Origin of the sequence: Mesoterricola sediminis (assembly GCF_030295425.1) — a bacterium.
GTDB classification, from domain to species: Bacteria; Acidobacteriota; Holophagae; order Holophagales; family Holophagaceae; genus Mesoterricola; species Mesoterricola sediminis.
On the sequence record NZ_AP027081.1, the window covers coordinates 539,225 to 560,409 of the forward strand.

The window sequence follows — 21,185 nt, forward strand, 5'->3', positions numbered from 1 at the left end:
AACGGGACACGATCGTTCAGGTGATTCGATCTACCTCCCCTCGACCCTGACGAGGCGTCGTGTTACGAGGTATCATGGCCATGGAGATCCCCATGCGCCATTGCCTGCCTGCCATGCTCCTGTTCGCGGCCGCGCTGTCGGCCGGAACCCCCCAGGTCCAGGAGGCGCCCCTGCGGGCCCACCTGTCCCTCCTGGCGGATGACCTGTTCGAAGGCCGGGGTTCGGGCCAGCGGGGCGCCGACCTCACGGTCCGCTACCTGGAGACCCAGCTGCAAGCCCTGGGCCTCCAGCCGGTGGGCGGCAGCTACCGGCAAGCCGTGCATCTGGCCGGGACCCGGGTGACCCGGGCGGACCTCCGGGTCGCGGGCGCCGGCCAGCCCCTGCCCCTGGCGTCCGGGCAGGACGCCGCCTGGTGCACGGGCCTGCCCGAGGCCCGCCAGGCCTTCGACGCGCCCCTCCTGTTCGTGGGCTATGGCATCACGGCCCCCGACGAGCGCTGGGACGACTACAAGGGCGCCGAGGTGCGGGGGAAGGTCCTGGTGGCCCTGGTGAACGACCCGCAGCCGACCGCCGAGGAACCGGACCGCTTCGGGGGCGCGGCCCTCACCTACTACGGCCGCTGGATCTACAAGTTCGAGGAAGCCAAGCGCCACGGGGCCCTGGGGGTCCTCCTGGTGCACACCACGCCGAGCGCCAGCTACGGCTGGTCCGTGGTCGTGAACAGCTTCGCCACCTGGCGCTTCCAGCTGGCGGCCGAACCTGGCCTGGCCCTGCAGAGCTGGATCACCGAGGACGCGGCCCGTCGCCTCTGCGCCGCCGGGGGCCAGGACCTGGACGCCCTGCGGAGGGCCGCCGAACGCCGGGACTTCCGGCCGGTGCCCCTCGCGGCCCGCCTGCAGGGGACCCTGGAGGCCGAGGTGAAGGTGCAGGACCAGTTCAACGTCGCCGGGGTGATCCCCGGGACGGACCCGGTCCTGAAGGACGAGGTGGTGATCTACTCGGCCCACTGGGACCACTTCGGCCGTTCCGGAAAGCCGGACGGACGTGGCGACGACATCTACAACGGCGCCGTGGACAACGCCTCCGGCTGCGCCGGCCTGCTGGCCATGGCCCAGGCGGCGGCCGCCGCCCCCCGCAAGCGGAGCCAGATGTTCCTCTTCACGGCGGCCGAAGAGCAGGGCCTCTGGGGTTCCCAGGCCTACGTGAAGGATCCCCTGTGGCCCCTCGCGCGCACCGCCGCCGACCTCAACCTGGACAGCCTGAACTGGGTGGGCGCCACCCGGGACATCGGGGTGGCCGGCGCGGACCGCACGACCCTCCTGGAGTCCGCCGCCCAGGTGGCTCAGGCCATGGGCCTCACCCTGGCCCCGGCCGGCGTGGACACGGCGGGCGGCTACTTCCGGAGCGACCACTTCCCCTTCGCCAAGGCCGGCGTGCCCGCCTTCTCCATCGGGGGCGGCCGGACCTACGTGAAGGACCCCGAGGCCTCCCGGGCCAAGGCGGCCACCATGGGGGCCCGCTACCACCAGGTCACGGACGAATACGACCCCGCCTGGGACCTGTCCGGCATGGTCCAGCAGTGCCAGTACACCCTGAACCTGGGCGCCGCCGTCGCGGACGCCCCGGCCAAACCCGCCTGGAAGCCGGGGCGCCGGCTCTAGGCTGTGTTCGGAATCTATAGATTTGATAAATAGTTAACTTGTACTCATACGTAAAGGCTCGTACACCACGAATTTTCCTGGGGTAACGATGCCGAGACGTTTCCTGACCGATGCCATGTGGGCAAAGCTTGAACCGCTCCTTCCGCCAGAGCGTGGAGGGATGGGGCGATCCCGTCACCCCAACCGTCCCATGGTGGAGGCGATCCTGCGGAGGCACAGGACTGGGGCGCCGTGGAGGGACCTGCCGGAGGAATTTGGACCTTGGACAAGCGTGTACACGCGATTTGAGGCCTGGACCAAGCGCGGCGTGTGGCAAAGGATCCTGGAGTTCCTGCGCAAGGAAGCCGACCTGGAGTGGGTCATGCTGGATGGCACCATCATTCGCGCTCATCAACCTTCAGCAGGCAAAAGGGGGGGCTCTGGAACCAGGCGCTCGGACGATCTCGGGGTGGATGCTCGACCAAGATCCATTTGATCTGCGATGCCCACGGTAATCCTTTGGATTTCCTGGTCACTCCGGGGCAAGCCCATGAAAGCCGGTCTGCTGAAGGATTGCTGTGCGGTTGGCAGGCAGAGTACGGGTTCGGAGATCGGGCCTACGATGGGAACCCGGTAAGGAAGGCGATCGAGGCCATGGGTGCGACAGCCGTCATCCCACCTCATCCCCGGCGCAAGAATCCGGCGGCCTGGGACTCACACCTATACAAGGCCCGCCATGCCATCGAGCATGGGTTCGCCAAGCTCAAACAGTTCAGGGCGCTGGCCACCAGGTTCGACAAAACGGCGCGAAGTTTCTCAGCCCAGGTGGCTTTGGCCTGCATCGTGATCTGGCTGAGGCTATGAGCGGAGGGTGACAAGCGTTCCGGATCCTCATTGATCCTATGAAACGCGGAGGCGCGGAGGATCTCGCAGAGGGTCGCGGAGGAAAGCGCTCCTGGAACCTGCCACCTCCCAATGACACGTCCCAACGGGAGGCGTGATGGGAAGGCATTGGGGAGAGGTCGACGGGGAGGATCATCCGCACAAGGAGATCACCCAGGCCATCATCGGGGAGGCCATCGAGATCCAGAAGGCTCTGGGGCACGGACTCCTGGAAGATCCCTACAAGGTCTGTCTGGCGCACTCCCTGAGACTGGCCGGCCATAAGGTGAAGCGGGAGGTTTTCCTGGATATCGAGTGGAGGGGGCTTGTGGGCTTGATCCTTTCTCCGCGAGCCTCAGCGAGATCCTCCGCGCCTCCGCGTTCCAATAGGATGCTGCGAATGCGCGGCGCCATCAGGCACTGCAGCACAGACTCACTATTCCAGCTCCTCCATGCTCCGGCACGGATGGGTATTAGCCATTACTATCCAAGATTACGAACACACCCTAGTCCAACGTTCCGACCCACCCGGCCTCATAAGCTACCGGACGGAGTCAGGGTCAGACCTGGGCCAGGATCCGGACCTCCCGGGCGGCGACGAGGGGCTCCTGCGCCTTGCGGGCCGCCAGGAAGTGGGGGGTCCGCATGTGGGCCTGGTGGACCTCCACGCTCTCCCAGGCCTCCAGGTAGACGAAGGTCAGGGGGTCGTTGACGTCCCGGTGGAGGTCGTAGCGGAGGCAGCCGGCCTCGGCGCGGCTGGGGGGCACGAGGGCGGCGAGGGAGGCCTCCAGGGCGGCCTCGCAGCCGGGGCGGGCGTGGATGGTGGCGACGACGATGTGGGCGGACATGGGAACCTCCACCCCCCAGGTTACCGCCGATGGGCTGATCGCATGATCAATGGCGCGGACCGGGGCAGGTGGGTATGTTGGTTGCACTTTCCCCCCACCCTTTTCGAGGTTCGCCATGCGCATGTTCCTGACCGCGGCGCTCGTACTCCTGCCGGCCCTCGCCGCTCCGGCCCAGTCCACCCCGGCCCAGGCGGAGACCCTGGTGAAGCGCGCCGTGGCCTACGCCAAGGCCAACGGCATGGAGAAGCTCATCAAGGAGACCAACCAGGGCGTCTTCCACGTGGGCTCCGGCAGCGAACTCTACATCTTCATCTACGACCTGAACGGCGTGGTGAAGGCCATCGGCTACAACACCCAGGAGCTGGTGGGCAAGAACCGCTGGGACCTCAAGGACCCGGACGGCAAGTTCATCATCCGGGAGTTCGTGAGCCTCGCGAAGGCCAAGGGGAGCGGCTGGGTGGACTACAAGTACCCCAACCCCCTCTCCGGGAAGATGGAGCAGAAGACGAGCTACATCGTCCTGTGCGACGGCCTCATCGTGGGCGCCGGGACTTACAAGAAGTAGGCGCTCAGCGGCGCGCCGCCCCGGGCAGGTCCAGGCCGAGGGTGCCGCCGGGGTTCATGATGCCGCCGGGATCCAGGTGGGCCTTGAGGGCCCGCAGGAGATCCATGGCCGTGGACCCCAGCTGGCCCTCGAGCCACGGCGCCGTCATGCGGCCGATGCCGTGGTGGTGGCTGAGGCTGGCGCCGCTGGCCCGGATCGCGTCCAGGATGGAGGCCTGGTAGGCCAGGTAGGACGCGATGTCCTCCATGGCCGTGATGAAGATGAAGTAGAGGTTGCCCCCCTGGGGGTAGGCGTGGCTCATGTGGGCCATGCAGAGGGTCCGGGGCCGGGCGTGCACCGCCTCCCGCACGCGCCGGTGGACCTGGGCCAGGTTGCTCCAGGTCACGGAGCACTCCAGGGTGTCCGTGAGGATGCCGGCGTCCTGGAGGTCCTCCCGGAGGTAGGGGTCCTTGAAGCGGCCGTGCTCCCAGGCGCGGGTGACCAGGCCCGAGAGGGACAGGGCGCCGGCAGCCCGGGCGGCCCGGGCCACGGCGGCGGCGGTGACGCGGGTCTGGCCGTCCTCGCCGTCGGCCGTGCCCAGGAGGAGGCAGCGCCGGCCGGGCTTGAGGCCCTTCAGGGCCAGGAGGGTGTCCAGGACCGGATGCTCCACGCCGTAGAGCTTGAGGGCGATGTCCGTCTCCTCCGCGTCGGAGAGACGGAAGACGGAGGGGCGTCCGTCCTCGCCCTGGAGCACCTCCCGGGCGGCGCCGCAGGCGGCCTCCCAGTCCGGGAAGAGGTAGGCGTAGCGGCGCCGGGTCTCCGGCAGGTGGCGGAAGATGCGCAGGGTGACCTCGGTGAGCACGCCGAAGGCCCCCTCGCCGCCCAGGAGCAGCTGGTCCAGGTCGGGGCCCAGGGCCGCCCGGGGCCAGGCCCGGGTTCGCAGGTCGCCGGCGGGCGCGGCGAAGGTCTGGGCCGCCACCAGGTCCTCGATCTTCCCGTAGTAGGTGGAGTTCTGGCCGGCGCCCCGGGTCACGGCCCAGCCGCCCACCGTGGACCATTCGAAGGACTGGGGGAAGTGGCCGCAGGTGTAGCGGTGCTTCGTGCCGAAGAGTTCCGGCGCGGCGTTCAGCACGGCTTCCAGGTGGGGTCCGTACATGCCCGCCTCCACCGTCACCGTCTGGTCCGCCTCTGAGAGGGCGAGGACCTTGTGCATGTGGCGGGTGAGGTCGAGGGTGACGCCGCCGCGGGGACACGCGAGGCCCAGGGTGACCGAGGAACCGCCGCCCCGGGGGGTCGCGGGGATCCCTTCGCGGGCGCAGATCTCCAGGATCCGGCGCACCTCGTGGTGGTTGCGGGGGTGCAGCACCGCCGCGGGGAGGTCCACGGCCAGGCCCTCCCGCAGGCGCAGGAGGTCCAGCATGGTCTTTCCCGTCCCGGCCCGGAGCCGGGCGTAGGCGCCGGTCTCGACCCCGCCCTCGCCGAGGACGGCGCGGAACGCGGCCAGGACGCCTTCCGGAAGTCCGGGGGGCTCGGGGAAGGCCACGGGGGCCAGGCCCGGGCGGCGGGGTTCCCGGAAGGCGGCCTCGTCCAGGCCGAAGGTGCGGCGCATGAGGTCGCAGAGCCGGGCGTTGGGGTGCTTGAAGGTGCCGGGGTCGCCCCACTTGAAGATGGAACGCCAGGAACCGGGCGGCGGCGGCTCGTGGATCCAGGGGAGGGGCTCGCGGCGGCTCATGGGACCTCGTCGGCGGCGCGTTCGGGGTAGTTGACGATGGCGCGGATCTCCCGGTAGAGGGGGCTGAGCCGCCCGTAGAGGCGCAGGTAGACCCGCCGGTAGAGGCGGTCGTAGAGGCCCGCGACCTCGGGCCGGGGCGCGTAGGCGCGGCCGTGGCGCACCATGGCCGCGACCGCCGCCGGGATGCCGGGATGGAGCCCGACGCCGGCGGCGGTGAGCACGGCGGCGCCGAGGCCGGCGGTCTCGAAGGTCTCGCCGCAGGTCAGCTCGCGGCCCAGGATGTCCGCCGTGAGCTGGCAGATCTCCCCGGACTGGGTGGCGCCGCCCGAGATGCCGATGCGGCGGATGCGGACGCCGCTCCGGCGCTCGATCTTCTCGAGGCCCTCCCGCAGGCCGTAGGCGAGGCCCTCCAGGACCGAGCGGTACAGGTGGCCCCGGGTGTGGACGTCCCCGAAGCCGACCATGGCCCCCTTGGTGCCCGGGAGCTTGAGGCTGGGGCCCCAGTGGGGGAGGGTGACCAGGCCCATGCTCCCCGGCGGCACCTCCCGCAGGTGGCGGTCCAGGAGCGCCTCGGGGGCCACGCCCCGGGCCAGGGCCTCCTGCACGTCCTGGGGCGCCAGCTCGCGCTTGAACCAGGAGATCATCCAGTAGCCCCGGAAGATCTCCACCTCCGGGTTGTAGTGCCCGGGCACGGCGGCGGGGTAGGGGGGCATGAAGCGGATGGGCTCCACGTAGCGGGGGGTGGTGGTCTGGACGGTGGCGGTGGTGCCCAGGGAGAGGCTCGCCATGTCGGGGCCCACGCAGCCGATGCCGATGGTCTCGGCGCCCTTGTCGGAGGCGCAGGCGATGACGGGCAGGCCCTGGGGAAGGCCGGTGGCCCGTGCAGCCGCCTCGGTGACGGCGCCCAGGGGGGTGCCGGCCGGCACCAGCTCCGGGAGGCGCTCCAGCGGAATGGGGAAGAGCAGCGCCGCGAGCTCCCCCTTGCGGCACCAGCGCATCTTCTTGTAGTTGAAGGGGATGTGGCCGATCTGATTGGCCACGGAATCCCGGAAGAGGCCCGTCAGGCGCTGGTTCAGGAAGCCCGAGACCTGGAGCACCCAGGCCGTGGCGTCCCAGATCTCCGGCTGGTTCTGGCGGACCCAGTTGGCCTTGCCCTCCTTCTGGGTCTTCTGGATCGCCTCCAGCATGCCCACCGCGCGGTAGGCCAGGGCCCGCCACCAGGCGGGCCGGTACACGGCGCGGGCCTTGCGCGTGTCCAGCCAGGTGAGGGCCGGCCGGAGCACCCGGCCTTCCCGGTCCAGGAAGACGAGGGTGTCGCGCTGGGTGGTGACGCCGACGCCGCGGACGGCCGCGAAGGCCTCCCCGGCCTCCGCCTTGAGGGCGGCCACGGCCTCGCAGAGGCTCCGCCAGTAGAGCTCGGGGTCCTGCTCGGCCCACCCGGGCCGGGGGCTCACGTAGGGCTCGTACTCCACCTTCACCTTGTGCAGGAGCCTGCCGTCCGCCGAGAAGATCATGGCGCGCAGGCTCTGGGTGCCGCAGTCCAGGGCCAGGAGGGTGTCAGGCATGGGCGTCCCGCTCGAAAAGGATGGTCCGGCGCACGTAGGCCAGGTAGTCCGCGAGCTCGCGGTCCGTCCGGGCCTGGTCCCAATCGTAGGCCCGCGCCAGGATGCGCGCGACCCCCGCGGCCAGCGCGGGCTGGTCCCGGTGGGAGACGATCATCTGCATCTCGGTGCGGCGCAGCATGACGTCCATGAGGGTGGGGGCGTTCTCGTAGGCCAGGATGTGCTCGATCTCGGCGGCGCACCAGGGGTGCCCCTCGAGGATGGGGCGGCCCGAACCGGGGTCGGCCTTCACCGCGGCCAGGATCCGGAGCGCGCCTTGGCCGTACTGCTGGTGGAGGTGCCGCAGCGCGGGCCCGGGCAGGAGCCCCTCCAGGTCCAGGCGGCGGAGGGCGGCGCCGAAGGCCTCCCAGGCGAGGCCGGCCTTGAGGGGCCGCCGCGAGAAGTGGCGCTTCGCCTCCTTCCGTCCGAGGGGGCGCAGGTACCCGCGGGCGGAGCAGGTGCGCAGGACGTCCCAGGCCATGAGGCGGAACGTGGTCAGCTTGCCGCCGGCGACGGTGACGAGGCCGCCGCCCTCGTCCCGCACCACGTGGCGCCGGGACACGGACGAGGCGCCCACCCCCTCCTGGCGCACCAGGGGGCGGATGCCGGCGTAGGTGGAGAGCACGTCGTCGCGGGTGAGCCGGGCCTCGGGGAAGCGCGCGTTCACCGTGCGCAGGAGGTAGTCGGCGTCCTCCGCCGTGCAGAAGGGGGCCTCGAGGGGGCCCTGGTAGTCGGTGTCGGTGGTGCCGATCAGGGTGATGTCCCCCCGGCGCAGCACGAAGAAGGAGCGGCCGTCGTCGAGGCTCCGCATCACGAAGGCCTCCCGGTTGCCGACGCGGGCGTTGGGCACCGCCAGGTGCACGCCCTTGGTGGGCCGGATGAGGCCGGACGGGCCCCCGGCCCGGGCCAGCGTTCCGCCCGCCCAGACCCCGGTGGCGTTGACCACGCAGCGGGCGCGCACGGTGAAGGCGCGGCCCGTGAAGGCGTCCCGGAGGTCCACCTCCCGCAGGCCCGGCGCGGCCTCGCGGATGGCGAGGGCCTCCACGTAGTTGAGGGCGGCGCTGCGGCCGCCGGACAGGTCCCGGGCCTCCTTGAGGACCTCCATCGTCAGGCGCGCGTCGTCCACGTTCGCGTCGTAGTAGTCGCCCGCCATGGCCACGCCCTCGGCGCGGACCGCGGGCTCCCGGCGCCGGAGCTCCTCGGGCGCGAGGAGCTCGTGGCGGGGCATGCGGTAGCGGCTGAAGGTGTTGGAGAGCAGGTCGTAGAGGCGCAGGGCGAGGCGCACGCGGCCGGGGGTGTCCTTGCCGCCCAGGTAGCCGCAGTAGTGGAAGCGGATGGGCCGGACGAGGTTGGGCAGGGCGGCGCAGAGCCAGTTGCGCTCCGTGGTGGACTCCCGGACGAGGGCGAAGTCCCGCTGGGCCAGGTAGCGCATGCCGCCGTGGACGAGCTTGGAGGAGCGGCTGGAGGTGCCGGCGGCGAAGTCGTCCTTGTCCACCAGCAGGAAGGGGATCCCGCGCAGGGCCGCCTCCCGGGCGATGCCGGCGCCGGTGATGCCCCCGCCCAGGATGACCAGGTCGACGTCGGTGGCCGCGGCCCGGTCCAGCTCCCGGTCCCGGTCGAGGGCGCTCCAGGCCAGGGGGGTGCCGTCCACGGCGAAATCGTTCGTGCGCTCGCGGGTCACAGGACCTCCTCGCCCGTTCTCCCGGGCAGCTGCAGGAACTCCAGCGGATACAGATCGGTGCGGAGCGTGAAACTGACGGCGTAGTAGACCTCCCGCCCCCGGAGGAGGGCGCGCTCGACCCGGATGGCCTGGCGGCTGCCGAGGGCCTGGGCGGCCTCCCGGGCTTCCTTGGCGCGGAAGTCCAGGGCCTGGAAGCGGTTCCGCACCCGCTGGGGGGCGAGGCCATAGCGGCCGGTCATGAGGGTGTGGAGGGAGCCGGACAGGTCCGCCGTCTCCACCCCGGGGAAGGCCCCGGCCCGGAACCAGCTCGTCTCCGCGGCCAGGACCTCGTCCCGCACGAGGCGCAGGCGCCGGAGCTCGAAGACCCGCGGCTCCCCCTCGAAGAAGGCCTGGAGGAAGGCCGACGGGATGCGTCCGGGGGGGATCCAGGCCCCGCCCAGGACCCGGTTGGCCACCGGGTGCCGGGACCGGGCCAGCTCCTGGGTGATGGAGAGGATGCCCGAGAGGGGGTTGAAGCTGAGGGGCTCCTCGATGAAGGTGCCCTTGCCGTGGATGCGGGTGATGCGCCCCTCGGCCTCCAGCATGGCCAGGGCCTTCCGCACCGTCTCCCGGCTGGCCTCGAACCGCCGGACCAGGTCGGGTTCGGAGGGCAGGCGGTCCTGCCAGACGCCTGCCTGGATGCCCTCCCGGAGGGCATCCCGGATGGAGGCGGCGAGGGTGGTCCGGATCATGGGGGCTCCAGGTTGTATAGACAAGATCTTGTATAGACAAGTTACGGAATTTCCGGAAGCCGTCAACGGCTTTTCCGGTAAACTCCCCGCATGTTCCAGCTGATCCAGGACGACGGGCGGGTGGGCTACGGCTGCCTCGACGGGCCGGTGGTGTTCAATCCGGAGGCCTTCGTGCTCCGGGGCTTCTTCGGGCGTCCCCTCGGCAGGTTACGCCGGCGGCTGGCCCTGGGGGGGTTCACCTACCTGGGCCTCCTGGGTCCCGACTGGCTGGTGGCCGTCGCGGCGGTCCGCCTGGGCTACGCCGCCAACGTGTTCGGGTTCTTCTGCGACCTCCGGACCGGCCGGAGCTGGGAGCGGTCCCTCAAGGACCTCCCCTCCCGCCTGGTGTTCCCCCTGGACCCGGACGCCCACGCCATCCACTACGCGGGCCGGGGCTGCCGCCTGGACCTGGCCAAGAGCCACGCCCGGGGCCGGCTGGAGGTGGAGGCGGCCTTCGGGGGCCGGCTGGCCCTGGACGCGCGCTTCCCCTTCGGGTTCGAGGACCAGCCCCTGCGGGTGGTGAACCCCAGCTGCGGCGACCCCCGGCGCTTCACCTTCACGGAGAAGGCGGCCCCCCTGGTGCCCGAAACCTTCCGGGCCGTCTTCGACGGCCGGGAGCTGAAGGGGCCCGCGGCGGCGGTGGTCGACTGGTCCGCGGGCTATTTCAACCGCCACACGAACTGGTACTGGGGCGCCCTGGCCGGGTTCCTGGAGGACGGCACCCCCGTCGGGGCGAACTTCGCCGCCCTCGTGAACGAGTCCTACTACCCCGAGGACGCCTTCTGGATCGGGGGGCGGCGGGAGCGGGTGGCCCAGGTGATCTTCGAGGTGGACCCCGACCGCCCGGAGGGCGGCGACTGGCGCGTCTTCACCGAGGACGGCCGGGTCGACCTGCGCTTCCGGCCCCTGGGCGGCCGCGGCGAGCGCGCCTGGCTCCCGGGGATGAAGGTGAACTTCCGCCAGCTGGCGGGCCTGTGGCGGGGCCGCCTCCGCACCCGGGACGGCCGCGAGGCGCGCCTGGAGGACGTGCCGGGGGTCGCCGAGGTGCATCTCTCGGTCTGGTGATCAGGGACGGAGGCGGGCCTGGATGAGGCCGACGGCGCGGGCGATCTCGTCGGCGGTCAGGCGGCCCTCCTTGAAGAAGAGCACGGTGTCGTCCCGGTCGAGGACGATCACGGCGGACTCGCCGGGCTTCAGGCCCCAGGCGGCCCGCGCCGCGCCGGAGGCGTCGGCCACGAACAGGGCGTAGGGGGTCTCGCGCTGGCTCTTCTCCAGGCGCCCCGCGCCGATGCCGCGGGTCACGAAATTGGCCTGGGAGAGGTCCAGGATGGTGACGGTCTTGTAGGCGCCGTCGGGGAGGAGCTCGGGGAGCTTCGCGGCGATGAGGGCGTCGATGTACGCCTTGTTGATGTCGTCCACGCCCATGCGGGCCGCCAGGTGGTAGAAGGTGCGGACGCGGCCCGAGCCCTCGGCGCTGCTCCAGGGGCGGTAGGCGATCTCCTTCCCGTCCAGGACCATGCGCCCCCCCTCCACCCGGGTGCGGGGCACCAGGAGGCCGCGGGCGGCGACCCGGGCCTCGGGAAGCCGGCGTCCGACCTCCACCCCCGGGGCGGGAAGGGCGAGGCAGAGGGCGAGGAGGGCGGGGACGGCTTTCATGGTTCCTCCCGGAGGACGCGCTGGAAGAAGGCGAGGCAGGTGTCGGCGATGAGGTCCCGGTCGTAGTCCAGGGTGGCCACATGATAGGAGCGTTCGAGCCACACCAGCTCCTTGCGCGCGGACCCCGCGAGGGCCAGGGTGCGGGTCGCGTTGCGCAGGGGCAGCACGTGGTCCTGGCGGGACTTCAGGATGAGGAGGGGCTGGCGGAGGGAGGGGAGGTCCCGGCGCACCATGCGGGCCAGGCGGTACACCTGGGCCACGCCCGCCGTCGGGGTCCGGTCGCAGCTGGGCTCGCGGACGCCGGGGTCCATGATGTCCGAGGCGATGGCGGGGGTGGAGGGCAGGATGCGCTTCAGCAGGCCCGCGAAGGGGACCAGGGGGTTGCCGAAGTAGAGGGCGTGGTTGATGACGGCCACGCCGCGCAGGTCCGGGTCCGTCTGCGCGAGGCGCAGGACGAGGGCGCCGCCCATGGAGAGGCCGACGGCGAACACCGTCGAGCTCCGGGCCTTGAGGCGCGCCAGGGGCTCGCGCAGGTCGCGGAGCCAGTCCTCGGCCGTGGCGGGGACGAGGTCGCGCCAGTGCTCCGTGTGCCCGGTGAGGCGCGGGCATTCGACGTTGCAGCCCGCCTCGGCGAGGCGCCGGGCCAGGGGGAGCATGCTTCCGGGGCTGCCCGTGAAACCGTGGGAGACGAGCACGCCGGGGCCCGTGCCGGAATAGGCGGCAAAGGGCTGCCACGCGGGATCTTGAACAACGTCGGCCATGGCTCGCTCGCAGGAAAGGACACCCGGATCATGGAAGCTGGCGCGCGGACCCGTCAAGCCTGAAGGCGAGGTCCGTGTCTTTTTATTCCAGCGTAAGTGTTTGACCTGCGCCGACCCTGGGTCTAACATCCCCCCAAAACAATTCAACCGCCCACTCCGCCAGCGTGCGGAAGGTTTCCATGTCCTGGAAACCCCAGGCCCCCACAGGAGGTACGTGAATGAAGAAAGGGCTGCTTTTCGCTTCGCTGGTCCTGGGGTTCGCGCCACCCGCCGCGGCCGGCGGGATCTTCTACAACAGCAACCAGAGCGCGGAATACATGCGCATGTTCGACCGCAACAGCGCCGTCGACAACGCCGACATCGTCTACTACAACATGGCGGCGACCCCGCGCCTGAAGGACGGCTGGACCTTCAACGCCAGCGACCAGATGATCTTCCAGAAGGCCACCGTGCGCACGATCGGGAACCCGGTGGTGGGGGACCGGACCTACACCTCCGACAATCCGGTGCTCCTCGTGCCCAATTTCTACGCCGCCTACAAGAAGGGCGACTGGGCGGCCTTCGTGGGCATCCAGACGATCGGGGCCACCGCCATCCGCGAGTGGAAGGAGGGGCTGCCGACCCTCGACCTCCTGGGCAAGCAGCTGGCGGGCTACGGCCAGGCCTCCACCTCCACGGTCATCGGCGCCGACGCGCTGGCCCACGGGGCCACGCCCGCCCAGGCCCTGGCCGCGGGCCTCGGGACCGAGTACTTCCCCTCGAACTCCTACCTGAAGGGCTCCTCGTACTACGTGGCCTTCCGGGTGGGCGGCGCGCTCCAGCTCGATCCCCGGTGGTCGGTGGCGGCCGCGGCGCGCTTCGTCACCTCCAGGCAGGCCATCGTCGGCAGCGTCGACGGGTACTGCACCTACAACCTCTACAACCACGACCTCCGGACCCACGAGCGCGTGGTCATCGACGTCGAGGACACGGCCAACGGCTTCTCCGGCGAGGTCGCCCTCAACTGGACCCCCACGCCGGCGTGGGTGGTGAGCCTCACCTACGAGATGGCCACCCCCCTGAACTTCAAGACCAAGGTCAAGGACGGCAAGGACGGGGGCGGCCTGTTCGTGGACGGCGCCAAGGCCCACCTGGACCTGCCGCAGGTGGTGCGGATGGGCGTCGGGTACCAGCTCTCGCCCGAGGTGCGCCTGAGCTGCGGCGCCAACGCCTACCTGGAGAAGTCGGTCAACTTCGACAAGCTGGACAACCCCCAGTTCGGCATCAAGGCCAAGGACGCCTACCGCAACACCTACGAGGAGAGCGCGGCCGTCGAGTGGCAGGCCACGCCCCGCTGGCTCTTCTCCCTCGGCGTCAACTTCAACCAGATCGGCCAGCGCCAGGGTTCCACGCTGGACATCAGCGTCCCCGGCGCCCACGCCAACTACATGTCCATCGGCACGGGCTTCCAGGTGGAGGTGTCGAAGGGCCTCAAGCTGAACGTGGGCCTGGCCCACACCGCCTTCCAGACCAAGTACAAGAACGCCGACGCGGGCGACGCCCAGCTGAAGGCCGCCTTCGCGGCCCAGGGCGTGACGATCTCGCCCACCAAGGAATACAACAAGCAGTACTTCATCTTCGCCCTCGGCCTCGACTACCACTTCTAAAGGACGGTTCCGCAATGAACAGGAAAGCATTCCCCCTCGCCGCCGGAAGCATCCTCTTCGCGTTGCTGACCGGCTGCAGCCTCAGCTCCCCGGAGGGGCCGAAGGCCGTGGGCGACCCGGCCGACGGCGCCACCCTCACCCTCCTCCAGACCACGGACGTCCACCACCACGCGGCGGGCACCGGACCCATGTCCGCCACGGACATCGGGGCCACCGGCGGATACGCCCGGGTGGCGGCCTACGTCAACGCCGTGCGGGCCGCCTCGGGCACCACCCCCGTGGTGCTGGTCGACTCCGGCGACTGGACCATGGGCACCCTCTACGACCTCACGGACAGCGCGCAGCCCATGGGCACCTTCTTCCTGGACACCCTGCGCTACGACTGCGCGGCCCTGGGCAACCACGAGTTCGACTACACGCCCAAGGGCCTGGCCTCCATCCTGAGCGTCTCCCAGGCCAAGTTCGGCTTCCGCACGCCCCTCGTGGCCTCCAACACGGTCCTCAACGGCAACGCCGACCTGGCCCCCTACTGGGGGACCGCCGTCCACGCCACCTACACCAAGACCCTCCCGAACGGCCTGAAGGTGGGCTTCTTCGGGCTCATGGGCAAGGAGGCCGCGGCGGCCGCGCCCGCGGCGGCGCCGGTCACCTTCACGGACTACAGCGCCAACTGGACCTTCGTCCAGAACATCGTCAACGACCTGCGCAACACCCAGGGCTGCCACGTGGTGGTCGCGCTCTCGCACGCGGGCACCGACGTGGCCACCGGCGGCGCCACGGGCGAGGACATCACCCTGGCCCAGCACGTGACCGGCATCGACATCATCGCCTCCGGCCACACCCACAACCCCTCCCCGGACGCCAGCGCGGCCCGCGCGGTGACCAACGGCGCCTGGACCACCCAGGTGATCTGCGCCGGCGCGTATTCCGCCAACGTGGCCCGGGTGGACCTGGCCTGGCACAAGACCGCCAAGAACACGACCCTGACCGCCTCCTCCAACAAGGCCATGACCGACGCCTCCCTGGCGGGCCTCGGCGTGAACCCGCCCCGGGACGGGGCCCAGACCGTGTTCGTGGGCCAGGCCGACGCCACCCTCAACTACGGGATGTCCGCCCTCTTCAGCCAGTTCTTCCCGGACTACAGCCCCACCGACATCAGCAAGGGCGTCTACCACCCGGTCGGGGCGACCCTGCAGGACCTGCGCTCCAACGACCAGACCGCGGTCCTCAGCCCCAGCGGCCTGGGCAACCTCTGCGCCGACTCCGTGCGGAACGTCCCCAACGGCATCGTCCAGAAGGCGCTCCTCGCCGCGGGCTGGAACGGGGATCCCGCCAGCCCGACCCTCGCGACCGCCGCCGGCCTCCTCGCCGGCAAGGGCTACGACCCGAACCCCTACGTCCTCGGCGTGGTGCCCACCGGCGTCATCCGGGACGGGCTGGACAAGAACGCCCCCATCTCCTTCGCCAACCTCTACAACGTGCTGCCCCTGGGCATCTCCCCCGACACCACGCAGGCCCTCCCCGTGGGCTACCCGCTGATGTCGGTGTACCTCACCTACGCGGACGTGCAGAAGCTCTGCGCCCTCCAGCTGCTGAGCCAGACCAACCTGACGCCCTCCGACTACTACCTGAACCTGTCCGGGGTCGCCTACGACCTGGACGCCACGGGATCGTACGCCTACTTCAAGTACGCCACCGCCGCCGCCGTCCTGAACGTGACCTCGGCCAAGGCCGCCGCGGGCAGCGCCAAGGCCGCCAAGGCCCTCCAGGACCTGGCCCTGCTGGCCACGGACTCGGGCGCGGCCCTGACCGGCGACATGGCCACGAACTCCTACGCCGCCGCCATGGTGGCCCTCAACGACCCCGCGGCCACGCTGTCCCCCGCCCTGATCGCGGCGAACCTCCCCGTCCTGGGCGAGGTCGCGACCCTCGCGGCCCAGGATTCGGCCGCCGGCACCATCAAGCTGCCCACGCGGATCTTCGCCCTGGCGACGGCCGCCATCGGCCAGGTGAAGGGCTTCGGGGCCACGGACCTGGCCTGCACCGGCACCGCCACCGCCCTCGCCACCTCCATCCGGCACCGGGTCGCGGGCGACCTCTACGCCGTGCTGATGATGGACGCGGCCCAGAGCAAGTTCGGCGCCGCCGTCACCGCCTACGCGAAGCCGACCGGGACGGAGACCGTCTCCGGCGCCAACCTGGCGGCGGCCATGGCCTACCGGATCAACCTCAACGGGCCGGTGGCCACCGTCACGGAGCTGAAGGAGTGGATGGCCCTCCTCATCAACCTCATCACCCCGCCCGCCTCCGGGGGCCACTTCACCTCCGGGACCGTGACCGGCGAGTACCTCTCCACCGGGTCCTTCACGGACTTCCCCACCGACGGCGCCGCCGTCACCGTGCGGAACGCGAGCTACCCCCTGGCCACCATCGGGCAGCTGATGGGCACCCTGGCCGCCCTGAAGGCCGCCGCCTGACGGAACCCGCCTGAAACCCGGACCGGGGGGCCGCGAGGCCCCCCGGCCTTTTCCCCGGAGCCCCCATGACCCGTCTGCAGGGTGCCCACGTCCTCATCACCGGCGCGGCCAGCGGCATCGGCCGGCTCATGGCCCTGGGCGCCCGGGACCGGGGGGCCCGCCTCACCCTCCTGGACCGGGACGGGGCGGGCCTGGCGGCGGTCCTCGCCGAACTGGGGGAAGGGCACGCCGGCTACGCCGTGGACCTGGCGGACCGGGCCGCCACCCTCGCGGCCGCGGACCAGGTGCTGCGGGAGCGGGGGCCCGTCGAGGTGCTCGTGAACAACGCGGGGATCGTCACCGGCCGGCCCATCCTGGACTGTTCCGAGGACGCCATCGAGCGCACCTTCCGGGTGAACACCCTGGCCCTCTTCTGGCTCACCCGCGCCTTCCTGCCCGGCATGCTCGCCCAGGGCCGCGGCCACGTGGTGACCCTCGCCAGCGCCGCCGGCCTGGGCGGCACCTCCCGCCTCACCGACTACTGCGCCTCCAAGTTCGCCGCCGTCGGCTTCGACGAATCCCTCCGCCTGGAGCTGAAGCGCCTCGGCCACCCGGTGCGCACCACCCTCGTGTGCCCCTTCTACATCGACACGGGCATGTTCGCGGGGGTGCGCACCCGCTTCCCGTGGCTCCTGCCCATCCTCCGGCCCGAGTACGTGGCCCGGCGGGTGCTCGGCGCGGTGGCCTCCAACCGGAAGCGCCTGATCCTCCCCCGGTTCGTGCTGGCCGTCCTGGCCGTGAAGGTCCTGCCGCCGACCCTCTACGACGCCATCCTGGGGTTCTTCGGGGTGAACCGCACCATGGACGAATTCCGGGGCCGCTGAAGCCGCCAGGGGGCGCCTGGGAAAAGACAGGCACCCTGCCGAGCGTGGCCCCGATGACGCTAGGATCAAAGGGTCCCCGGGGCCTCCCGGGCACCCTGGGGAAGGTCCATGAACTTCGAGCGGTCGAGGCGGTGGGGTCGGTGGGTCCTGGCGGGCGCCCTTCTGGGCGCGCTGGCGGGCGGGTTGCCCCTGGACGCCGGCCTCATCGCCATCCGCGCCCGGGGTCCCATCCGCCCTGACGGCCGCATGGCGGAACCGGACTGGGACCGGGCCCCCGCCGCGACGGGCTTCAAGGAATCCTGGCCGGAGTTCGGCCTGGACTCGGCCCTGCCCACCTACGTCAAGGTGCTCTACGACGACAACTATCTGTACGTGGGCGCCCGCATGGACCGAGGGGCGGGCAACGGTCCGGCCCGGCGTCTGCATCGCCGGGACCAGGACAGCCAGACGGACTGGTTCTCGGTGTACATCGACAGCCGCCGGGACCGGCGCACCGCCTTCGGCTTCATGGTCAACGCCGCGGGTGTCCAGCGGGACGCCATCTTCACGGGGGACTCCTCGTCCGCGGACGCCAGCTGGGACGCGGTCTGGGAAAGCGGCGTCCGGGTGGATGACCGGGGCTGGACCGCGGTCCTGAAGATCCCCCTGTCGGCCCTCCGCATGGCCAACGGCTCCGAGCGCCAGGTCTGGGGCATCAACTTCAGCCGCACGGCCCACGGGAGCGTGCGGGAGACCAGCTACTGGGATCTGCCCCCCCGGGGGGAGAACGCCTTCGCCAGCCGGTTTCCGGACCTGGAGGGCATCGAGGGGGTGCGGCCGCGCCTCCGCCGGGAATGGATCCCCTTCCTGAGCCTCCAGCGCAAGGCCAGCACCGCCAATGTGTACGATGACCGCGGCTGGAAGGGGAACACGGGTCTGGACGCGCACCTGGGCCTCAGCCCCTCCGCCTCCCTCGACCTGGCCGTCCGCCCCGACTTCGCCCAGGTGGAGGTGGACCAGGCCGTGCTCAACCTGTCCACCGTGGAGACCCTCTTCCCGGAGAAGCGCCCCTTCTTCCTGGAGGGCATGGAGCTCTTCCAGGTTCCGGGCACCCGCCTCTTCTACAGCCGGCGCATCGGCCGCAGCCTGGCCAGCCCCGACCTGGAGGACGGCCAGACCCTCCTGGAGGGGCCCGCCACGGCCGAGATCGCCGGGGCCGCCAAGTTCACCTCCAAGCTGGACAACGGGCTCTCCTTCGGGGCCCTCGCCGCGGGGGTGGAGAACGCCCGCGGCACGGTGCGGGAGGCCGACGGGTCCACCCACGGGCTGGCCCTGGCGCCCTTCACCTCGTATGCCGCCTTCCGGGGCTTCCAGCGCCTGGACGAAGTGGGGAGCGGCGTGGGGGTCTTCGCGTCCCGGGTGCGGGAGGCGGATCCCGCGGGGCGCTCGGCCTTCGTGGGCGAGGCCGACGGGGCCCTCAAGAGCCGGGACCGGAGCACGGTGTTCGAATGGAGCCTGGCCGGGAGCCGCGCGGGGGTCCACGGCGAGGAGGCCTCCGGCTCCAAGGCCTACGTCCGGGTCAACCGGCGCTGGGCCTCGGGCTGGCAGATGGAGTTCAACGCCGACAACACGACGAAGGCCTTCAACCCCAACGACCTGGGCTACCTGTCGCGGGCGGATCAGCAGCGGGGCTACTTCAGCCTGGTCCGCCAGTGGGACACCACCCTGGGCCGGACCCGGAACTGGCAGCTGGGCGCCGACGTGTGGTACGGCCGGGACCAGGCCGGGCGGGCCTTCTCCCAGGGCACCAGCGCCTGGGCCCGCATGGACCTCACCACGTTCTGGTCCTTCTGGGGCAGCACCTGGACCAACCTCCCCCTGGAGGATGACCGGGAGCTCCGCACCTGGAGCGATCCCGTCAAGAAGTACCTCCGCCGGCCCCGGAGCAACGGGGTCAACCTGGGCTTCGACACCCCGGGCAACCGCCCGTGGTACGTGCGCATCAGCGCCGACCGGTCCTGGTACCCGGGCGGCCCCACCACGACCACGTCCTGGTCCCAGTCCATCAAGCTGGGCGAGTCCTTCGAGGTGAACACGGACACGAGCTGGGTCCAGGCCGAGGGCGAGCAGCGCTACCTGGAGACCCAGGGGACGATCCCCGTCGTCGGCCTGCGCCGCATGTCCCAGTTCAACGAGACGGTGCGCGTGGCCTACGCCTTCAATCCGCGCCTCTCCGTCCAGGTCCTCAGCCAGTGGCTGCTGGCCAACTGGAATTTCCGGGACACCCAGGCCTACGTGGACGACGAGACCCTGGCCCCCGCGGCCCCGGCCGGCGACACGGCCTTCTCGGACCGCCTCTGGAACGAGAACCTCATCGTGCGGTGGGAGTTCAAGGCCGGCTCCACCCTGTTCTTCGTCTACACCCACGGGGTGGCCACCGACGCCCTCGTGAACGACCGGGGCTCGCTGAGCCCGCGCTCGGACATCTCGGTCCTGGGGCGGCTGCCGTCGGACGACGTGTTCCTGGTGAAGCTGAGCTGGCTCTTCCGCTGATCAGAGCCAGCGCAGGGTCAGGTCCACCAGGCGCCGCACGAACCGGGTGTAGGGCGGGTACATGAGCTGGATGGGGGCGAAGCGGGTCCGCTGGCGGAGCACCGCGCGCTCGTTGGAGAAGGCCAGGAAGCCGTGGTGCCCGTGGGCCTTCCCGAAGCCCGAAGCCCCGACCCCGCCCGCGGGCAGGCCCGGGTGGGCGAAGTGGAGCACGGTGTCCCCCACGCAGGCGCCGCCGGAGGCGGTGCCGGCCAGGATCGCCTCCGCCCCGGCGCGGGTGCCCGTGAAGACGTAGAGGGCCAGGGGCGGGGGGCCCGTGATCACGCGCTCGCGGGCGGCGGCCATGGAGGGCACCGGGATCACGGGCAGGATGGGCCCGAAGATCTCCTCCCCCATGAGGGGGGAGTCGGGGGGGACGTCGGCCACGAGGGTCGGGGCGAAGTAGCGGTCCGCCTCGTCCCAGTCGCCGCCGAGGACGACCCGGCCCGAGGGGGGCGCCAGCAGGGCCCGCAGGCGGTCCAGGTGGGGCCGGGAGATGATCCGCGCGAAGTCCGGGCTGGCCCGGCGCGCCTCCGGCGTGGCGCCGTAGGCCGTCCGGACCGCCCGGGCCAGGGCCTCCACCAGGGCATCGTGCACGGAGGCGTGGACGAACACGTGGTCGGGGGCCACGCAGGTCTGGCCGGCATTGATGAACTTCCCCCACACGATCCGCTTGGCCGCCGTCTCCAGGTCCGCGTCCGCGTCCACGAAGACCGGGGACTTGCCGCCCAGCTCCAGGGTGACGGAGGCGAGGTGCCGGGCCGCGGCCTCCATGACGATCCGGCCCACCCGGGGGCTGCCCGTGAAGAACACGTGGTCGAAGGGCAGGTCCAGCAGGGCCTGGGCGGTCTCCGGCCCGCCCTCCACCAGGTCGACCTCCCCGGGGGGGAAGACCTCGGCCAGGAGGCCGCGGAGGAAGGCGTTGGTGGCGGGGGTGGCCTCGGAGGGCTTGAGGAGCGCGCAGTTGCCGGCGGCGACGGCGGAGACGAGGGGGCCCAGGGCGAGGAGGAGGGGGTAGTTCCAGGGGCTGAGGATGAGGACGACCCCCTTGGGCTCCGGGCGCACCTGGGCGGAACTGCCCAGGAAGGACAGGAAGAGGCCGCCGGACCGGGGGCGCATCCACCGGCCCAGCCGCTTTACCGCCATCCGGATCTCGGTGAGCACGGGGTAGAGTTCCGTGAGGTCCACCTCCGCGGGGGCCTTGCCGAAATCGGCGGCGAGGGCGGCATGGGCCTCGGCCCGGCGGGCCATGAGGGCGTCGAGAAGGGCCACGAGCCGGCGGCGCCGCAGGTCCGCGGTGGTGGCCGCCTGCCGCCAGCGGTGGGCCCGCAGCGCTTCAAAGCGGGCGTGGAGATCCTGGGGGGGCGTCTCGGGCATGGGGGGCTCCGGCGGCCGGTTCCCGCGGGGAAGGGCACGGGATAAGATAATCGCGCTTTCAGCCGGGCGACAGGCCTGAAGCCCCGCCATGCCTGAGCGCACTTCCGACGCGAAGGGGGAAGCCCTGCATCGGCATTGG

The 21,185-nt window shown here is 71.3% G+C and carries 15 protein-coding genes and 2 pseudogenes; 9 read left to right on the plus strand and 8 right to left on the minus strand.

Annotated features, from left to right (window positions below; all coding sequences use genetic code 11):
- Nucleotides 1–80: 80 nt before the first annotated feature.
- From R2J75_RS02440 to R2J75_RS19780, 3 genes and pseudogenes are all read left to right on the plus strand, one after another.
- Nucleotides 81–1,661: a M28 family peptidase gene (locus tag R2J75_RS02440; RefSeq protein WP_394365908.1), complete on the plus strand. Its 1,581-nt coding sequence runs from the start codon at nt 81–83 to the stop codon at nt 1,659–1,661.
- A 115-nt stretch (nt 1,662–1,776) separates the two neighbouring features.
- Nucleotides 1,777–2,501, plus strand: a pseudogene (locus tag R2J75_RS02445) (IS5 family transposase); the annotation flags it as partial.
- A 139-nt stretch (nt 2,502–2,640) separates the two neighbouring features.
- A pseudogene (locus tag R2J75_RS19780) lies at nt 2,641–2,835 on the plus strand (GxxExxY protein); the annotation flags it as partial.
- 247 nt (nt 2,836–3,082) lie between these two features.
- Here R2J75_RS19780 and R2J75_RS02450 read toward each other — a convergent pair.
- The gene (locus tag R2J75_RS02450) at nt 3,083–3,370 is read right to left on the minus strand and encodes a putative quinol monooxygenase (protein WP_243335503.1); all 288 of its coding nucleotides are present in this window, start codon (nt 3,368–3,370) and stop codon (nt 3,083–3,085) included.
- 115 nt (nt 3,371–3,485) lie between these two features.
- On the opposite strand from R2J75_RS02450, the gene R2J75_RS02455 reads away from it, so the two are divergent.
- Nucleotides 3,486–3,935: a cache domain-containing protein gene (locus tag R2J75_RS02455; protein ID WP_243335505.1), complete on the plus strand. Its 450-nt coding sequence runs from the start codon at nt 3,486–3,488 to the stop codon at nt 3,933–3,935.
- Nucleotides 3,936–3,939: 4 nt separating this feature from the next.
- Here the strand turns inward: R2J75_RS02455 and R2J75_RS02460 are convergent, their stop codons facing one another.
- From R2J75_RS02460 to R2J75_RS02475, 4 genes are read right to left on the minus strand one after another with little or no spacing between them, the layout of a single operon-like run.
- Nucleotides 3,940–5,646, minus strand: coding sequence for an FAD-binding oxidoreductase (locus R2J75_RS02460; protein WP_316411000.1), 1,707 nt, complete (start codon nt 5,644–5,646; stop codon nt 3,940–3,942).
- On the minus strand, nt 5,643–7,211 hold the full coding sequence (locus R2J75_RS02465) for an FGGY-family carbohydrate kinase (RefSeq protein ID WP_243335511.1): 1,569 nt from the start codon (nt 7,209–7,211) through the stop codon (nt 5,643–5,645). Before R2J75_RS02465 ends, R2J75_RS02460 begins: the two co-directional genes overlap by 4 nt.
- Nucleotides 7,204–8,928 carry a glycerol-3-phosphate dehydrogenase/oxidase gene (locus R2J75_RS02470; protein WP_243335513.1) on the minus strand — a complete coding sequence of 575 codons (1,725 nt, stop codon included), beginning with the start codon at nt 8,926–8,928 and terminating at the stop codon, nt 7,204–7,206. The genes R2J75_RS02465 and R2J75_RS02470 overlap by 8 nt, the downstream gene beginning before the upstream one ends.
- The gene (locus R2J75_RS02475; protein ID WP_243335515.1) at nt 8,925–9,659 is read right to left on the minus strand and encodes a GntR family transcriptional regulator; all 735 of its coding nucleotides are present in this window, start codon (nt 9,657–9,659) and stop codon (nt 8,925–8,927) included. Before R2J75_RS02475 ends, R2J75_RS02470 begins: the two co-directional genes overlap by 4 nt.
- A gap of 90 nt (nt 9,660–9,749) precedes the next feature.
- Here R2J75_RS02475 and R2J75_RS02480 point away from each other — a divergent pair, with 90 nt between their 5' ends.
- Entirely contained in the window at nt 9,750–10,763 is a 1,014-nt protein-coding gene (locus R2J75_RS02480) for a DUF2804 domain-containing protein (protein WP_243335516.1), read from the plus strand.
- On the opposite strand, the gene R2J75_RS02485 is transcribed toward R2J75_RS02480, so the two are convergent.
- Nucleotides 10,764–11,354, minus strand: coding sequence for a YtfJ family protein (locus R2J75_RS02485; protein WP_243335519.1), 591 nt, complete (start codon nt 11,352–11,354; stop codon nt 10,764–10,766).
- Nucleotides 11,351–12,115: an alpha/beta hydrolase gene (locus tag R2J75_RS02490; RefSeq protein ID WP_316411001.1), complete on the minus strand. Its 765-nt coding sequence runs from the start codon at nt 12,113–12,115 to the stop codon at nt 11,351–11,353. The genes R2J75_RS02485 and R2J75_RS02490 overlap by 4 nt, the downstream gene beginning before the upstream one ends.
- A 218-nt stretch (nt 12,116–12,333) precedes the next feature.
- Between R2J75_RS02490 and R2J75_RS02495 the strand changes: the two genes are divergently transcribed.
- The 4 genes from R2J75_RS02495 (at nt 12,334) to R2J75_RS02510 (ending at nt 19,633) form a co-directional block, all read left to right on the plus strand.
- A complete protein-coding gene (locus tag R2J75_RS02495) occupies nt 12,334–13,761 on the plus strand; it encodes an OmpP1/FadL family transporter (protein WP_243335523.1) in 1,428 nt (475 codons plus the stop codon).
- 14 nt (nt 13,762–13,775) lie between these two features.
- Complete coding sequence (locus R2J75_RS02500) at nt 13,776–16,238, plus strand: bifunctional metallophosphatase/5'-nucleotidase (RefSeq protein WP_316411002.1); 2,463 nt, start codon at nt 13,776–13,778, stop codon at nt 16,236–16,238.
- A gap of 65 nt (nt 16,239–16,303) precedes the next feature.
- Nucleotides 16,304–17,101, plus strand: coding sequence for an SDR family oxidoreductase (locus R2J75_RS02505; RefSeq protein ID WP_243335526.1), 798 nt, complete (start codon nt 16,304–16,306; stop codon nt 17,099–17,101).
- 108 nt (nt 17,102–17,209) lie between these two features.
- On the plus strand, nt 17,210–19,633 hold the full coding sequence (locus R2J75_RS02510; protein WP_243335528.1) for a DUF5916 domain-containing protein: 2,424 nt from the start codon (nt 17,210–17,212) through the stop codon (nt 19,631–19,633).
- Here the strand turns inward: R2J75_RS02510 and R2J75_RS02515 are convergent, their stop codons facing one another.
- Nucleotides 19,634–21,046: an aldehyde dehydrogenase family protein gene (locus R2J75_RS02515; RefSeq protein WP_243347493.1), complete on the minus strand. Its 1,413-nt coding sequence runs from the start codon at nt 21,044–21,046 to the stop codon at nt 19,634–19,636. It lies immediately after the preceding gene.
- Between the last annotated feature and the right edge of the window lie 139 nt (nt 21,047–21,185).

What these genes read in the sequence shown, in the direction of transcription:
- R2J75_RS02440 (WP_394365908.1), top strand. Translation starts at nt 81, where the DNA reads ATGGAGATCCCCATGCGCCATTGCCTGCCTGCCATGCTCCTGTTCGCG.
- R2J75_RS02450 (WP_243335503.1), bottom strand. Translation starts at nt 3,370, where the DNA reads ATGTCCGCCCACATCGTCGTCGCCACCATCCACGCCCGCCCCGGCTGC.
- R2J75_RS02455 (WP_243335505.1), top strand. Translation starts at nt 3,486, where the DNA reads ATGCGCATGTTCCTGACCGCGGCGCTCGTACTCCTGCCGGCCCTCGCC.
- R2J75_RS02460 (WP_316411000.1), bottom strand. Translation starts at nt 5,646, where the DNA reads ATGAGCCGCCGCGAGCCCCTCCCCTGGATCCACGAGCCGCCGCCGCCC.
- R2J75_RS02465 (WP_243335511.1), bottom strand. Translation starts at nt 7,211, where the DNA reads ATGCCTGACACCCTCCTGGCCCTGGACTGCGGCACCCAGAGCCTGCGC.
- R2J75_RS02475 (WP_243335515.1), bottom strand. Translation starts at nt 9,659, where the DNA reads ATGATCCGGACCACCCTCGCCGCCTCCATCCGGGATGCCCTCCGGGAG.
- R2J75_RS02480 (WP_243335516.1), top strand. Translation starts at nt 9,750, where the DNA reads ATGTTCCAGCTGATCCAGGACGACGGGCGGGTGGGCTACGGCTGCCTC.
- R2J75_RS02485 (WP_243335519.1), bottom strand. Translation starts at nt 11,354, where the DNA reads ATGAAAGCCGTCCCCGCCCTCCTCGCCCTCTGCCTCGCCCTTCCCGCC.
- R2J75_RS02490 (WP_316411001.1), bottom strand. Translation starts at nt 12,115, where the DNA reads ATGGCCGACGTTGTTCAAGATCCCGCGTGGCAGCCCTTTGCCGCCTAT.
- R2J75_RS02495 (WP_243335523.1), top strand. Translation starts at nt 12,334, where the DNA reads ATGAAGAAAGGGCTGCTTTTCGCTTCGCTGGTCCTGGGGTTCGCGCCA.
- R2J75_RS02500 (WP_316411002.1), top strand. Translation starts at nt 13,776, where the DNA reads ATGAACAGGAAAGCATTCCCCCTCGCCGCCGGAAGCATCCTCTTCGCG.
- R2J75_RS02505 (WP_243335526.1), top strand. Translation starts at nt 16,304, where the DNA reads ATGACCCGTCTGCAGGGTGCCCACGTCCTCATCACCGGCGCGGCCAGC.
- R2J75_RS02510 (WP_243335528.1), top strand. Translation starts at nt 17,210, where the DNA reads ATGAACTTCGAGCGGTCGAGGCGGTGGGGTCGGTGGGTCCTGGCGGGC.
- R2J75_RS02515 (WP_243347493.1), bottom strand. Translation starts at nt 21,046, where the DNA reads ATGCCCGAGACGCCCCCCCAGGATCTCCACGCCCGCTTTGAAGCGCTG.